Origin of the sequence: Vibrio sp. ES.051 (assembly GCF_002563795.1) — a bacterium.
Lineage (GTDB): Bacteria > Pseudomonadota > Gammaproteobacteria > Enterobacterales > Vibrionaceae > Vibrio.
Genome location: NZ_PDJL01000005.1, coordinates 165,907 through 180,505, shown reverse-complemented (window position 1 = coordinate 180,505; position 14,599 = coordinate 165,907). Strand labels below are relative to the sequence as shown.

The 14,599-nt window shown below is 44.8% G+C and carries 13 protein-coding genes and 1 other RNA gene; 8 read left to right on the top strand and 6 right to left on the bottom strand.

Annotated features, from left to right (window positions below):
- Positions 1–205: 205 nt before the first annotated feature.
- A complete protein-coding gene (locus tag ATG66_RS14915) occupies positions 206–532 on the bottom strand; it encodes a DUF1244 domain-containing protein (protein WP_179885699.1) in 327 nt (108 codons plus the stop codon).
- Positions 533–1,015: 483 nt separating this feature from the next.
- Positions 1,016–2,110, bottom strand: coding sequence for a PLP-dependent cysteine synthase family protein (locus tag ATG66_RS14910; protein WP_098416074.1), 1,095 nt, complete (start codon positions 2,108–2,110; stop codon positions 1,016–1,018).
- Positions 2,111–2,249: 139 nt separating this feature from the next.
- Between ATG66_RS14910 and ATG66_RS14905 the strand changes: the two genes are divergently transcribed.
- Positions 2,250–2,720 carry an Lrp/AsnC family transcriptional regulator gene (locus tag ATG66_RS14905; protein WP_098416426.1) on the top strand — a complete coding sequence of 157 codons (471 nt, stop codon included), beginning with the start codon at positions 2,250–2,252 and terminating at the stop codon, positions 2,718–2,720.
- Between the two features lie 60 nt (positions 2,721–2,780).
- Here ATG66_RS14905 and tesB read toward each other — a convergent pair whose 3' ends face one another.
- Positions 2,781–3,641 (bottom strand): acyl-CoA thioesterase II, encoded by an 861-nt coding sequence (tesB, locus tag ATG66_RS14900; RefSeq protein WP_098416073.1) that lies wholly within the window; start codon positions 3,639–3,641, stop codon positions 2,781–2,783.
- 238 nt (positions 3,642–3,879) lie between these two features.
- Between tesB and ATG66_RS14895 the strand changes: the two genes are divergently transcribed.
- A complete protein-coding gene (locus ATG66_RS14895; RefSeq protein WP_098416072.1) occupies positions 3,880–4,314 on the top strand; it encodes a YbaY family lipoprotein in 435 nt (144 codons plus the stop codon).
- Between the two features lie 31 nt (positions 4,315–4,345).
- Here ATG66_RS14895 and ATG66_RS14890 read toward each other — a convergent pair whose 3' ends face one another.
- Positions 4,346–4,648 (bottom strand): DNA base-flipping protein, encoded by a 303-nt coding sequence (locus tag ATG66_RS14890; RefSeq protein ID WP_098416071.1) that lies wholly within the window; start codon positions 4,646–4,648, stop codon positions 4,346–4,348.
- Positions 4,649–4,912: 264 nt separating this feature from the next.
- On the opposite strand from ATG66_RS14890, the gene ATG66_RS14885 reads away from it, so the two are divergent.
- From ATG66_RS14885 to udp, 6 genes are all read left to right on the top strand, one after another.
- Positions 4,913–5,656 (top strand): hypothetical protein, encoded by a 744-nt coding sequence (locus ATG66_RS14885; protein ID WP_098416070.1) that lies wholly within the window; start codon positions 4,913–4,915, stop codon positions 5,654–5,656.
- A 195-nt stretch (positions 5,657–5,851) separates the two neighbouring features.
- An RNA gene (ffs, locus tag ATG66_RS14880) (signal recognition particle sRNA small type) lies at positions 5,852–5,948 on the top strand.
- Between the two features lie 163 nt (positions 5,949–6,111).
- A complete protein-coding gene (locus ATG66_RS14875) occupies positions 6,112–6,846 on the top strand; it encodes an RNA methyltransferase (protein ID WP_098416069.1) in 735 nt (244 codons plus the stop codon).
- Between the two features lie 276 nt (positions 6,847–7,122).
- The gene (locus tag ATG66_RS14870) at positions 7,123–7,542 is read left to right on the top strand and encodes a CBS domain-containing protein (RefSeq protein WP_098416068.1); all 420 of its coding nucleotides are present in this window, start codon (positions 7,123–7,125) and stop codon (positions 7,540–7,542) included.
- A 160-nt stretch (positions 7,543–7,702) separates the two neighbouring features.
- Positions 7,703–10,009, top strand: a complete 2,307-nt coding sequence (locus ATG66_RS14865; protein WP_098416067.1) for a zinc/cadmium/mercury/lead-transporting ATPase — start codon at positions 7,703–7,705, stop codon at positions 10,007–10,009.
- A 313-nt stretch (positions 10,010–10,322) separates the two neighbouring features.
- Positions 10,323–11,081, top strand: a complete 759-nt coding sequence (udp, locus tag ATG66_RS14860; protein ID WP_098416066.1) for a uridine phosphorylase — start codon at positions 10,323–10,325, stop codon at positions 11,079–11,081.
- A 175-nt stretch (positions 11,082–11,256) separates the two neighbouring features.
- On the opposite strand, the gene ATG66_RS14855 is transcribed toward udp, so the two are convergent.
- Positions 11,257–12,417 carry a DUF1887 family protein gene (locus ATG66_RS14855; RefSeq protein ID WP_098416065.1) on the bottom strand — a complete coding sequence of 387 codons (1,161 nt, stop codon included), beginning with the start codon at positions 12,415–12,417 and terminating at the stop codon, positions 11,257–11,259.
- 161 nt (positions 12,418–12,578) lie between these two features.
- The gene (locus ATG66_RS14850) at positions 12,579–14,570 is read right to left on the bottom strand and encodes a methyl-accepting chemotaxis protein (RefSeq protein ID WP_098416064.1); all 1,992 of its coding nucleotides are present in this window, start codon (positions 14,568–14,570) and stop codon (positions 12,579–12,581) included.
- Between the last annotated feature and the right edge of the window lie 29 nt (positions 14,571–14,599).

The following is a 14,599-nucleotide window of genomic DNA, read 5'->3' as shown; positions in this document are numbered from 1 at the left end:
TTTGTCGATTGGCTCATTTGTGTTCATTCTGAGTTAAGTAACTTTTGAGTGGCTCAGTCTATTTTGAAAAGACGTCATGAGTGGACGGTTTGTGTGGGTTTGATGTACCAGAGGGGAGAGGATCATATGGGTGCAATTATATCCATAGCACCCTATGTTGAATTCTCCCCACCTAAGCTGTCAGATTATGTATGAGTCCGTACACTTATTGATCTTTTTTCGCTTGGCGAGCTTCGAATGCTGCTAGTTGTTCAGGAGTAGCTTTTTGCTGATGGTTGGTCTTCCATTCAGTATAAGTCATCCCATAAACGCGTTCTCGCGCATCATCTAAGTCCAGATTAATACCTAACTTTTCTGCTTCTGCGGCATACCATTTACTGAAACAGTTGCGGCAGAAGCCTGCCAAGATCATTAGGTCGATATTGGCAACTTCCTTGTGATCATCTAAATGTGCTAATAAGCGACGAAATGCTGCTGCGTCGAGCTTATCTTGTTGATCTTGAGACAATTGCTTGTATTTAAATTGAGCCACAATCTTTTCCTTGTTCAAACTACTTTTTTTCCTGTTACAGTCTACAGGGTGATTTGATGCAATCAAGCAATCAATCGATAGGCCAGTTTCATTCATTCTTTGGTCTATCTATAGTAATGATTTTGAGGATCGCATCCGTGAATCCTATTTCAAATACCTCATCACCGTTTGCATTCTCAATGCTACCACCTTCACCTAACCTTAGACCAAGCGTCTTTAGTTTTTTGGGACTTCAGCGATTCATAGTCAGTCTCGGTCAAGTGAGGATACGAATTATCAGAGTGAGGTGATGATTGGGTGAGGGTAAACACCAGGTTGCTGTATCTGGTCTACCCAATACTAGTGGATCATTACACCTGCGGCAACACCAGAACAATTGGCTACTTTTGAAGCTCGTCAAAAGAAATAATTCAACGAACTGAAGATGAGATACGCAACAGCCCGCTTTATCGCGGGCTGTATTATTAATCGGCTGTATGATGGTTAAATGTTTATAGGGTCGTGGCACGCTGGCTCGACACAGCCTTTCGCTTGAATCACTTCAAGTTGAGCGAGATAAGGCTGAATATCACCGACGTTATCTTTTACCCATGCCAAGTCGTAATACGTATCTAAGTAACGCTCACCTGAATCACACAATAACGTCACGATAGATCCCGTCTCACCACGTTGTTTCATTTCACACGCAATCTGAAGTACGCCGTAAAGATTAGTGCCAGTTGATGCTCCGACTTTACGTCCAATCAACCGAGAGACCCAATGCGCTGTTGCGACGCTTGCTACGTCTGGAATTTTACGCATTTCATCAATTACGCCAGCGATAAAGCTTGGCTCTACGCGTGGCCGGCCAATGCCTTCTATTTTACTACCACAGTTGCCTTTTAAGTTTGCATTGCCTGATTGGAAAGCGTCATAAAAGACGGAATTTTCTGGGTCTACCACACAAAGTTGAGTGTCAAATTTTTGGTAGCGGATAAAGCGGCCGATGGTGGCAGATGTCCCACCAGTGCCAGGGCTCATTACGACCCAGCTTGGGATCGGGTGATCTTCTAATTTCATTTGGTTGAAGATAGAGTTCGCAATGTTGTTATTGCCTCGCCAGTCGGTGGCACGTTCCGCGTAAGTGAACTGGTCCATATAATGACCATTTAGTTCACTGGCCAGACGTCTTGATTCATCGTAAATCTGATCAGAACGCTCCACAAGGTGCGCTTTACCACCATAAAATTCAATTTGTTCGATCTTTTTGCGTGCTGTGGTTTTTGGCATCACCGCGATAAACGGCAGACCAAGTAAACGAGCAAAGTAAGCTTCGGACACCGCCGTGCTACCAGAAGAGGCTTCAATCACGGTGGTTTCTGGACCGATCCAGCCGTTACAAATCGCATACAGAAATAGTGAGCGTGCTAGTCGATGTTTCAGAGAACCAGTAGGGTGGGTGCTTTCATCTTTCAAATAGATATCGATACCGTCGAGAGAGGGTAGGTCTAGTTTAAATAAATGAGTATCAGCAGAGCGTTGAAAGTCTGCTTCGATTTTACGCACGGCATTGTTGATCCAATTGTGGTCAGTACACATAGCCTCTCTCCTTGGGAATCGATAAATAGGAATTAGATAGGGATAATTTACCTATAAAATGAAAGAAAAACTTTGCTATAGTTGCTTTTAATTGACGGTTATGGAGAAAGTTTTTCTCCTTATGTATGGTTTTGTGGAAATGAGTTTAGATAAAATAGATAGGCAGCTACTTTCTTTGCTGCAAAACGACAGTACGTTATCACTGAGTGAGTTAGCAGAGCGAGTCAATCTGACGACGACGCCATGTTGGAAGCGGCTAAAGAAGCTCGAAGATGACGGCTATATTGAAAAGCGTGTGGCATTACTCAGTGCGGAGAAGCTTGATCTGTCTTTTATTGCCTTCGTTCAGCTTAAAACCATCGATCATTCAGAAGATTGGTATCACCACTTTGTTACAACAGTGAGTGATTTTCCTGAGGTGATGGAATTTTATCGGATGGCTGGCGAGTACGATTACATGATGAAGGTATTGGTCAAAGATATGAAGTGTTTCGATGATTTTTATAAGCGTCTAGTCAATAGTGTAAAGGGGCTGTCTAATGTGACGTCGACCTTTGCCATGGAGTCGATCAAGTACACGACAGAGTTACCAATCAATGGAGGTAATTAGCCATAGCTGGATCAGTTTGGGCATAAGAGCGTGACAAAAGCTTCATTATGCCCGTCGAGTTTACTTAGTGTAGCGCATGACTCCTTCTTGGACCGCGGTGGCAACTAAATGGCCTTGTTGATTATAGATTTCGCCGCGTACTAAGCCTCGAGTGTTGCTTGCCGTTGGGCTTTCTATTGCGTACAACAACCATTCGTCCATGTTAAATGGACGATGGAACCAGATGGAATGGTCAATCGTCGCGACTTGGAAATTTGGCGTCATTAAGGATACTTGGTGGGGATGCATCGCGGTGACAAGGAAGCCCCAATCAGACGCGTAGGCCAATAAATATTGATGAATCAGTTGATTCTTTGGCATTTCCCCGTTCGCACGAATCCATAAGTACTGTTTTGGCTCTGCTTTTTTAGGTTTGAGCGGATTGATAACGGTGACGGGGCGCGTCTCTATAGGTTTTTCACCACAGAAAGTCTTACGTAACCGTTCAGGAAGAAACTCTGCAATATGGCTGGCGAGCTCGCTCTCTGAGGCAAAGTTTTCCGGACCAGGAATGTCTGGCATTGTTTTTTGATGCTCGAACCCTGGCTGATCACCATGGTATGACGCTGTGAGGTAGAAAATAGGGCGACCATTTTGGATCGCCTTAACGCGCCGGGTGCTGAAACTGCGGCCATCTCGCAGGTTTTCTACATCGTATATAATCGGTTTTTCCGGATCGCCAGGATATAAAAAATAGCTGTGAAAGGAGTGCACCGTTCGCGTCTCTTCGACGGTGTAACGTGCTGCAGAAAGGGCCTGTCCAATGACTTGGCCACCATAAACTTGAGGTAAACCTAGGTTTTCACTTTGACCACGAAACAAGCCTTCTTCTAGCTTTTCGAGTTGTAGTAGGCTGAGCAATTCTCGTAATGGTTTACTCATTGTGTCTCCTCACCGTTATTTTTCACCCCAAGTTACCTTAACACTCGTACTCTTGTGAAGTACTACAGCGAGAGCTGTTGAGTGACTTAAAAGTAGTACCGTTCCAATTATGAAACAAAATCCATTGTTTGATAAATTTAACTCAGTCAAACTATTGTCAAATAAGCACACGGGAAGCAGACAGTTTTATATTCCGGCCTTATACTTATCTCGGTTGAACATTCTCATTGAGGAATATATGAAAAAAACACTACTACTTGTTTCATCTTTACTTTTTGGTGCAGTGTTGGTGGGGTGCCAATCTTCTCAAACAACAAATATGGCCTCTGCTGAATCGTCAATGAAGACCATTACAGGTACCGTGGCCTACCGTGAACGCATTGCTTTGCCACCAAACGCTGTAGTTACCGTTTCGTTAGAAGATGTGTCTCTGGCCGATGCACCGGCTAAGGTTCTTGCAAAGCAAACGTTCGAAACACAGGGCAAGCAAGTTCCTTTTTCGTTTGAATTGAACTACGACAGCAACGAAATTAAACCTAACCATCGCTATAGTGTTCGTGCACGTATTGAAGTAGATAGTAAACTGCGTTTTATCAGTGATACGCACAACGCGGTCATCACTGATCAAGCACAAACCCACCAGTTGGACATTCGTTTAGTGGGGACGCGTTAATCTCTATTTAATCGCGAACAAAAATGGCAGTCTAAGGCTGCCATTTGTATGTTTTGAGCGATACTATACCGCTCTCGGACACTACTATACCTTCCGCTTCTAACTGCTCTTTTTGTTTGTCTAAGTCTCGACCTTTGAGTGAGATGCTTCCTCGGCTGTTGATGACTCTAAACCATGGCAATTTGCTGTCCTCTGGCAGGTTTCCGAGCGCTTTGCCGACCTGCCTTGCGTAACCAGGGTAGCCAGCCATCGTAGCTATTTCGCCGTAGGTCGATATTTTCCCTTTTGGAATTTGGTGAATCACAGTAAAGATTTGTGCCAAGAATTGGTCCATACTCAAAGTGTCTGTTGTGAATTGCCAAGGAATGGTAATCCACCTGACTTGTATTTTACTAACAGTTCTTGTCTTGAATCGTACCTGCTGCTGACTTTGATAATAATTTCATCTTTTTATTTTTAGTAGTACATTGATGTCAATGGATTTTAAATAATGTAAAACCAACACAAGCTAAGCTTGAATCTAGACCCAATTAACGACTTTCAGAGTCCCAGTTTTTGTCGTTGAGTTACCAAGTAGGTGGGTGAGCCAGGAGGCGCTATGATTTTATCGACACTTCAATTTTTCATTACGATTTTACTCGTTGTGGTGTGTGCACGCGCGATGAGTTTGAGCGAAGGGGATATCCCGGTTCTTGCTCTAATGATCCCTGCATTATGGATGTTGCCACAAGGTGGATTTGCCGGTTTGGTGCTGCTGGGAGCGATGATGGCTTTTGGTGCTACGCTCTCAATGCAACCCATCGCTTTATCAGTGGGTATGCTGATTCTCTTCCCACTCTTAATGGTGGTCTTTTCTCGAAGGAGCTCTCTAGGCGTGTTGCTGACCACTGGCTTAATTGTTGTCACTTTACAAGTTGGCCTCATGGTGACCCAGCAAGGGGGCAAGCTTGATGGGTCTGCATGGATTACCGTCGTTCAAACGATCCTAGTTCTGGTTATGTGGTGGTCAATAACACACTGGACCCCCTCTAATAAGCACAGTTGGTGGCCGATGTTATTACTAGTTCCATTATGGATTGCTGACTTACCTTATGCTGTGCTTGTCGCGCTCTGTTTGACTGGTATGCTGTCATCCATCGAGGCACTGGTTAAACACGAGCATTCAATCCGCTGGAGTAAGTTACTCTGTTGGACACTACCAACCGTCGGTTTTGCGGCTTTAGTTGTGAGTCCAACGTCGGAGGTACCCAATCCAGTTTTTGTTGTCTGGCTCTGCTTGTTGGGAACCGCATGGATGACAGACTACATCTTGCGTAGCAATGATGAACAAGCCGAATTATGAACCAACTATCGTGTATCCTCCTCATTTCTCATTGAGAGCTTATGTTATTCAATCTTAAAATGGTGAATTGATCGAGTTTTGTCCAAACGATAATCAAATGGTGAAATTCAAGAGTTTTACTCTTGCATTATGAAGGCTGATACTGAATAATCGCCCCATCGATTGAGGCAAGTCCTCTCGAAAAGAATTATGGGGCTCTGGTCCTCTCGCAACAATAACTCGTGAACTCGGTCAGGTCCGGAAGGAAGCAGCCGCAGCGGGCGACTTGTGTGCCGGGATGTGGCTGGGGTCCCACCCATAGAAAGCCCTGCGTTGATCGCAGGGCTTTTTCGTTTCTGCTGCCTCTTTTGGCTTTGTCTGCTTTAATCTATAATCACGTTCACTTTGTATCCAAACGTCGTGAAGACTGCTTGTGTAACATTCGTCAAATAATCATTGTCACCCAGGATATTGTAATGATTTCAAAAAACCAATTAAAACTGCTTCGTGCTTTGGGTCAAAAGAAACAGCGTAAGGCACATGGCTTATTCCTTGTTCAGGGTGAAAAGAATGTGTTGGAGTTAGCGAGCAGTCCGCTGAGAGTCAAACACATTTTTGCTACGTCGGAGTTTTTACAACACAACTCTCAAAAGCTGAGTGGTTTCGATTGTATTCAAGCGTCTTTAGACGAGCTAACGAAAGCGAGCACTCTAGTAAGCAATAACGCGGCAATAGCGGTCGTTGAGATTCCCAATGTCAAAGAGCCACCAACCCAAGGGTTGATGATCGCGCTTGATGGTGTTTCTGACCCAGGCAATTTAGGCACGATCATCCGCGTTGCAGATTGGTATGGGGTCGAACACATTGTTGCGAGTACAGATTGTGCTGACCCATATAACCCTAAAACCATCAGTGCCACCATGGGAAGTTTTGGCCGCGTACAAGTGAGCCAAGTGGATTTGCCCAGTTACTTACAGCAAGCTCAGTTGCCTGTGTATGGCGCGTTTTTGGAAGGGGAGAGTGTACATAACACTGAATTCTCAGCAGAAGGTATCCTGTTAATGGGCAGCGAATCCCACGGCGTGCGCGAAGACGCCGCGAAATTTGTAACGAATAAGATTACTATTCCAGCATTCGGTGGTGCGGAATCACTAAACGTGGCGATGGCCACAGGCATTATTCTAGATAATATGCGCCGCCAGCACACTTAGATTAATCCAGCGAGTTGAATAACAAAAAAGCCAGTCGTGTTGACTGGCTTTTTTGTATTTTGCACTTACCTAATGAATGTTTCTGCTTTTATTTTACTGACTTTGAAGGGGACAAATAGGCAACTAGTTCTTTTGTCACCATTTAATAAATGATTTTGGATAGAGATCAATAGGCTGCATCTATGAATAAAATTACTCATTTCCATTTAGTAAATTCAGAAAATTAGACGACACTTACCTAAAGGCCGCAATAAAAATGCCGCTAAGGAGATAAGAATGCATTCATTAAAAGTAAAAGATTACATGACGTTACAAGCGGTGACCTTTACTAAAAATATGTCACTCACGGCTGCTTTGAACAAGGTAATGCAAAGTGTAACACTAGGTGGTCCCGTCATTGATGAGAACAAAAAGGTTGTTGGATTCTTATCAGAGCAAGATTTGTTAGATAAGTTGGTGAAAGCGAGTTATTACTGCCAAGACACGCATACAGTAGAGGAATGTATGCATGATGATGTTTTGTCGGTGTCGCCAGAAATGTCGATTATTGAGTTGGCGGATATGATGAAAGTCGGTAAGCCTAAAATGTACCCAGTTGTGGATGACAAAGGGAAGCTGGTTGGGGTCATCACTAGGCGAGATGTATTGAGAGCGATTGGCATAACGTTCAGTGATTGTTTCAAACACCCTGTTTAGTTGGCAGCCATGTTCTATCGATAAAGACGCTTCGGCGTCTTTTTTGTATTCACCAACAACAATAATAACTTTTCATCAAAAAAAACTTGACCTTGGAGCTGACTCTAAGGTTTATCCTTGGTCACAGGTACAAAGCCTATACCAGTAAGGAAAATAAATTATGTGTACGAAACATCAAGGTTGCCAATCTCGAAAAATCAAAACTGCGGTGCCGTTTAGTGCGAGCGAGTCGTGCTGTGCACCAGTCAAATCTTCACTCAACATTTCTCAAGCAGGCGTAGAAGTGTCCGACAGTTCCTGTTGCAGTGAAGAGAGCTGTAGCGCCGACCCAGGCGAGGAAGAAGAGCCCTCGAGGGAGAATTATTCCCCAATTCGCAATTCGTGGCTTGTGTCAGGTATGGATTGCCCTTCATGTGCGCAAAAACTTGAGAAAGCCATTACGTCTTTGCAAGGTGTTAGCCAAGCCAAAGTCCTGTTTGCAACAGAAAAACTGGTCGTCGATTTTGATGATCATAAACTGACATCTGCGATTGAACATACCGCACAACAAACGGGTTTTCCGCTTTCTTCACTAGGTGCTCCAAAACCAAATACAGCGGCTAAAGGTTGGCGTGGGATCGTAAAAAATAACATCCAAATTCTCTCAATTTCTGGCGCGATGGCTGTCGCGGCGGCAATTTCTAAGATCGATCCGCAAATAAGCGCTTGGTTATTCACTTTGACGTGCTTGTTTGGTTTATACCCGATTGCAATGAAAGCGATTAAGTTGGCTCGTAGCGGTACGCCATTTGCGATTGAAACATTAATGAGTGTAGCGGCGCTTGGTGCGTTATATCTTGGTGAAACCGCTGAGGCGGCGATGGTGCTGTTGTTGTTCCTTATTGGTGAAAAGTTAGAAGCACACGCATCATCTCGCGCTCGAAGTGGCGTTCAAGCACTGATGGATTTGGTTCCAGAAAACTCGACCGTAATTGTCGATGGAGAACGAAAACAAGTACCGGCTGCACAACTTGAACCTAGAGATATCATAGAAATCGCACCGGGTGGGCGTTTACCCGCCGATGGTGTGTTAACAAGCGCGTTTGCAAGCTTTGACGAAAGTGCCTTGACTGGTGAGTCAGTGCCAGTAGATCACGAAAAGGGCAGCAAAATTATGGCGGGTGCTGTTGTCGTCGACAAAGTGGTTCAGGTGGAGGTCACTTCTCGTCAAGGTGAAAACGCGATTGACCGGATCCTTCATTTGATTGAAGAAGCAGAGTCTCGTAAGGCGCCACTGGAACGTTTCTTGGATAAATTTAGTCGCTGGTACACACCATTTATGATGTTGGTATCACTGACCGTCATCATTACGCCACCTTTGCTGTTCGCCCAACCATGGGAAACGTGGATTTACCGAGGTTTGGCATTATTGCTAATTGCTTGTCCGTGTGCGTTAGTTATTTCAACACCGGCCGCGATTACGTCTGGTTTAGCTGCAGGAGCGAAGCGCGGAGCGTTAATCAAAGGGGGAGCTGCATTAGAACTACTTGGTAGAGTTGAATCTGTCGCGTTCGATAAAACAGGCACCTTAACTCAAGGTAAACCTCAAGTGACCGATGTGTTGGCTTTTGAAGTGAGCGAAGAGACGTTACTAAGTCTCACTGCATCTATTGAAGTCGGAGCCAGTCACCCTCTTGCCGTCTCGCTAGTGAACAAAGTAAAGGCGCAGGGAATAAGCATTCCGGAGGCGACAGATAAAACCACGCAAGTCGGTTCTGGAATTACAGGGTACGTAGACGGAAAACTTGTTCAAATTAGCGCGCCTTCAAAAGTCAACTTCTCATTGTCTCAAGCAACAGAAGAGCACGTTGTTGAGTTAGAGCAACAAGGAAAGACGGTGGTCATCGTACGTTACGACGACCAAGTTATCGGCGTAATTGCATGGCAGGACACCTTACGTCAGGACGCTCAAGAGGCGATTGCAATCCTTCGGGAGCTTGGGGTGACCTCCGTGATGTTAACTGGCGATAACCCGCGTAGTGCGCAAGCCATAGCTAACCAAATTGGTTTGGATTATCAAGCCAGTCTGCTACCAGCGGATAAAGTGCGTTACGTTGAGGCGTTATCTAAACAACACATTGTCGCTATGGTTGGTGATGGTATTAATGATGCGCCAGCGATGAAAGCGTCTAGCATAGGAATTGCCATGGGAGGCGGTACCGACGTTGCGCTAGAAACTGCAGATGCGGCGTTAACACACAACCGATTAGTCGAATTGCCTGCAATGATAGAGTTATCGCGCGCGACATTGAACAATATTCGTCAGAACGTCGCATTGGCACTTGGCTTGAAAGGAGTATTCTTGGTAACCAGCTTACTGGGCATCACTGGATTGTGGGTGGCTGTTCTGGCCGATAGTGGTGCCACCGCGCTAGTGACCTTGAACGCGTTGCGACTGCTTCGCTTTGAATCCAAGCAAATAAAGTAAGTTATCGAGTGGGATAACCCGTCCGAGGCATAGGCATGCGTTGCCTCGGGCTTTATTCTTAAACAACGTTGAGGTGTTTGGTTCTATGAGAAGAATTAGTTTTGATAATCACCTATTATTATGCAACGGGATGAGATTTTGAGTTAAAAGTGTGATGAAGCCTGTTTTTACTTGAAATTGTGACTTTATTACATTTTCTCATTGTGATTTCGATCACTCTATATCAATGAAAGGTTCGCTACAGTGCATCTGTACCCAATAACTGATTAATGAGCTTATTGTTTATAAAATAAGCCACAACAAGGAGCGACTTATGTCTCAAGCTGTATTCCATTTAGGTGTTACTGAAGCTGATCTTAATGGGGCGACTCTAGCCATTATTCCTGGTGATCCAGCACGCGTGCAAAAAATCGCAGAACAAATGGAGAACCCAGAATTCTTAGCGAGTCAACGTGAATACACGCTTTACCGTGCAGAATTGGACGGTAAACCTGTTGTGGTTTGTTCGACTGGTATTGGTGGTCCATCTACTTCCATTGCTGTAGAAGAGTTGGCGCAACTTGGTGTTCGCACTTTCCTGCGTGTGGGTACAACGGGCGCTATCCAACCACACGTTAATGTTGGCGACATGATCGTGACGACAGGTTCCGTACGTCTTGATGGTGCGAGCCTACACTTTGCTCCAATGGAATTCCCAGCAGTTGCTGACTTTGAAGTGGCAACCGCAATGAAAGCTGCCGTAGAAGAGTCTGGCGCGACGGTTCACATGGGGGTGACTGCATCAAGTGATACTTTCTACCCAGGTCAAGAGCGTTACGATACGTTCTCTGGTCGCGTGGTTAAGCGCTTCCAAGGCTCTATGCAAGAGTGGCAAGACATGGGTGTATTGAACTTCGAAATGGAATCTGCAACGCTTCTGACCATGTGTGCAAGCTCTGGTTTAAAAGCAGGTTGTGTCGCGGGGGTCATCATCAACCGTACACAAAAAGAGATTCCAGATCATTCAACATTGAAAGAAACGGAAGCTCGTTCAATTAAAGTGGTAGTAGAAGCTGCACGTAAAATGCTTTAACTCGCAATAATTGGCATTTTAAACACACATAAAAAACCAGAGGCTCACTCGCCTCTGGTTTTTGCTATTAATGGAACAGTGTCGCTTTGTTCTCAAACTTATTTCTTTTTAACCTGAGCACGGGATAAGTCCACAAGCTCAGGTTGTTGACATTATGTGAGTGTCACGTGATTCGCTAAATTTCGTCAGAGCCACCCGCATCTTTAAACCAAGCGGTCAGGTGTGTTCTTAAATCCTTCAACTCATCAGGGCCAATGAGCGCCAAACCAAGATCTTCTGCGCGAGTAATGTCGTTATGACGAAGCGGACGAAAGCTGACTAACATGGCACGTGCTTGTAGGCCACCTAGCAGATCCCGCAGCGACTCAAGTTTGTATAAGGTATCATCGCCATCATCACGCATGCCTTTGGTTTTACACTCGATTATATGCAGTTTATTGTTGACTACCGTGGCCACATCCAATTCATTGCGCACTTCGCTTTCACCAAGCTTACGGTAGACTTGTACATTCAATGAGCGATCTTGAATGGTTGGCATCGTGTCCTGAATCTGTTTGACGGTGCTGTTAACCAGTGTTTCGAGCCATTCACCGTTTGAAAAACGTCGCGCATCCTCATCTGCAAACGTCAATATCCCATTCTCATAGGTCGCGATTTGAGCTTCGACTAAATCAGAAATCAGCATGTTGAGCTCACGATAGCCTTGTTGCTTCTCAGATAACGCTACATCCAACTTTTGTTCCTTACGACATGTCGTGGCGAGGTAGTTGAGTGTCGCTAAGCCAGGGCCAAGCTCGAGTGCGTTAGATGCCCAACGTTCACCAAGCTCATACAGCTTTTTATCAAGAAGAGGTGGTAAATCGACATGGTGGAATTCGCCACGAGCACCAAAAATAGTAAGGTAGTCGGAAATTTTAATGTGGTCTTCGACTTGAGTGTCTTCTTTGCCATCAGGATATAGCCAGCAGAGCTTGTCGCTACTTGGTTCGACAACAAATATTGGCCAATGATAGGTGCGGAAAACTTCGTATACAGATAATAATCGGTGACGGAGGCCACCGCTGGCGTTCAGTTTTACGTCTTCGCCGCGTTCGTGTAGATCTTTGGCTAACTTCTGAATCGATTGTTTAATCAAAGAGGTATTTACTGCGGAAGGAATTTCAAAAAATTCCGAGGTGATCTCACGCTGTTCTAACACGGCACTCAGTCGATAAAAAATATGTTTTTGGCTCTTATCTCCGATAAAGACGATATGTGTACTTAAGGTGCGATTGTCTAAAAGAGGAGTGACCAATCTCACTGGGTCTTGGTCGATAATACCAACATGAACAGCCATAGATTTTCCTTTTAATGTGGCCGCTCGAAAGAGGTGTGCAAGGGGATGAGCAAGCCATATTAACCATATGTAGACACGGCCGACAAAAAACAAGGGCGACTTAACAAAAAGTCGCCCTTATACAGTTGGTTGCACTAATTAGTGCACGAAATTATCATTTTTTATAATTTAAATCGGTGAACCAATTCGTTCTGTTGATGAGCTAAGTGAGTTAATGACTCACTGGTATGTGCAATGCTGGACATCGCTTGGTAGCTTTCATCTGCGATATTATTAATATCTTCGATGTTACGTGCTATGTCTGTTGACGTTTCACTTTGCTCGGCAGCCGCTTGTGAGATATGAGTACTCATTTGGCTGATTTCGATGATTAACGCTTGGATTTCTTCCATCGAGCTATTCGCTTTTGATGCTTGCTCGATAGACATTTCCATATCGCTCATACAACTTTGGATCACTTGGTTAGCTGATTGAGAGCTTGACTGTAAATTACTGATCATCGACTCAATTTCTGTCGTTGATTGGGTGGTTCTTGATGCCAGTACACGCACTTCATCTGCTACAACCGCAAAACCACGACCTTGTTCACCAGCTCGAGCGGCTTCAATTGCAGCATTCAACGCCAACAGATTTGTTTGTTCGGCGATGTTGCGAATTACATCCAGAATAGAGCCAATTTTACCACTCATTTTTTGCAGGTCAGAAACCGCAGAAACAGATTCATTTAAGCGTGTCTCTAGTTGGTTGATGGTCGAAATATTACTGCTCATCACGTGTCTACCTTCTTCAGAGGCAGATTCTACACGTTGCACCATCTCTAGGGAGCCTTGTGCGCTCTGAGCCACTTCTTGTACCGAGTGCGACATTTCTGTCATGGCGGTTGCCACGTTGGCGGTTTGCTCGCGCTGAGTGCTTAATTTAGATTGCGCGTGAGACGACGTTTTTTCGTTGCTTGAGGCCGTCGAAGAGAGATTGTCTGATGCTTCATTGAGCTTAACCAGAACCTCATGCAAACTGTCTGCTAAAGAGTTGATATGGCCACCAACGCGGCTGAACTCGTTGTTGTAACGAATATCAATGCGTTGAGTCATGTCGCCTTCAGTCAAGCTTTCGAGTACTTTTAGAATACGAGTCAGGGGTTCGCGCACACTGTGTGCGATGTGGTAGCCAATAGCGGTAGCAAATAGCACAACAATAACGCCAATCACAATGGCTTTTGTGACATCGGCTGAGTAAATATCACCAGCGTCAGCCAGAGACTGATTCAGCTTATCCGTCGCCGTGGTAGTAAATTGCTCAAGAATTGCCATGGTGGAATCGACTTTATTCGCAAGGTTGGCAATATTATCGTACAACGCTGCTCGTGCATTGAGGTAGCTGTTGTGTTGATCTAACACCCCGCCGCGCATGCCCACGTCTCGCGTAAACTGTTTTACTGAATCACCAAAGGCTTTTTCCAATGCAGGCAGCTGTGCGACCAAGCCACGGAAGGCATAGTTTAAATGCGTCACTGCTTTACGGTTTTTCGTTACAGCTTGCGTCACAAATTCAGGGTCAGAACTGGCTAAAGCGTCTGAGGTGATGACTTCAGCATCCTTCAATTTGATGAAGTAACTTTTTGCTATCACTTTGACTGAAATGCTCGATTGATCCGCAACGTACTCCTTTAGGCCAACAGAGAGTTGAGTGTTGAGCTTTTGGAAGCGACGTGTCGATTTCTGCACGTCTTCTTGCGCAGAGAACATTGCTTCATAGTTGTCCATTGCCTCACGCGCTTCAGTAAAATAGCTCTGTTCCAAGGTTTTGAGTTTTGCAAAAGGTTCGGCAAGAGAAGGATAGATCTGGCTTGCCGTTTCTAGCTGAGTCAATGCGGATTCGAAACGTTGTTGAGATTTAGCAAATTCCTGACGCATTTCGTCCATGCGTTGTTTATTCTCTGTAGTCAGGAAGTCTTTAAAAGATTTGTCGGCAGAAAGCAGCTCAACGCTGGTTTGGTTAGATAGTGATACGAGCGGTAAAGACGATTTAGAAACGGTTTCGAATTTACCATAAATGTTACTCATTCCCCCCATCATGATAGTGATCGTGACAGCAAATAAGATGATGATCAGCGCAAAGCCGGCATACATCCGTTTAATAACTGAACCTCGCATAAGTGAGCTTCCTCTCCCAAAAGTAGACA

What these genes read in the sequence shown, in the direction of transcription:
- ATG66_RS14910 (WP_098416074.1), bottom strand. Translation starts at nt 2,110, where the DNA reads ATGTGTACTGACCACAATTGGATCAACAATGCCGTGCGTAAAATCGAA.
- ATG66_RS14905 (WP_098416426.1), top strand. Translation starts at nt 2,250, where the DNA reads ATGAGTTTAGATAAAATAGATAGGCAGCTACTTTCTTTGCTGCAAAAC.
- tesB (WP_098416073.1), bottom strand. Translation starts at nt 3,641, where the DNA reads ATGAGTAAACCATTACGAGAATTGCTCAGCCTACTACAACTCGAAAAG.
- ATG66_RS14895 (WP_098416072.1), top strand. Translation starts at nt 3,880, where the DNA reads ATGAAAAAAACACTACTACTTGTTTCATCTTTACTTTTTGGTGCAGTG.
- ATG66_RS14890 (WP_098416071.1), bottom strand. Translation starts at nt 4,648, where the DNA reads ATGGACCAATTCTTGGCACAAATCTTTACTGTGATTCACCAAATTCCA.
- ATG66_RS14885 (WP_098416070.1), top strand. Translation starts at nt 4,913, where the DNA reads ATGATTTTATCGACACTTCAATTTTTCATTACGATTTTACTCGTTGTG.
- ATG66_RS14875 (WP_098416069.1), top strand. Translation starts at nt 6,112, where the DNA reads ATGATTTCAAAAAACCAATTAAAACTGCTTCGTGCTTTGGGTCAAAAG.
- ATG66_RS14870 (WP_098416068.1), top strand. Translation starts at nt 7,123, where the DNA reads ATGCATTCATTAAAAGTAAAAGATTACATGACGTTACAAGCGGTGACC.
- ATG66_RS14865 (WP_098416067.1), top strand. Translation starts at nt 7,703, where the DNA reads ATGTGTACGAAACATCAAGGTTGCCAATCTCGAAAAATCAAAACTGCG.
- udp (WP_098416066.1), top strand. Translation starts at nt 10,323, where the DNA reads ATGTCTCAAGCTGTATTCCATTTAGGTGTTACTGAAGCTGATCTTAAT.
- ATG66_RS14855 (WP_098416065.1), bottom strand. Translation starts at nt 12,417, where the DNA reads ATGGCTGTTCATGTTGGTATTATCGACCAAGACCCAGTGAGATTGGTC.
- ATG66_RS14850 (WP_098416064.1), bottom strand. Translation starts at nt 14,570, where the DNA reads ATGCGAGGTTCAGTTATTAAACGGATGTATGCCGGCTTTGCGCTGATC.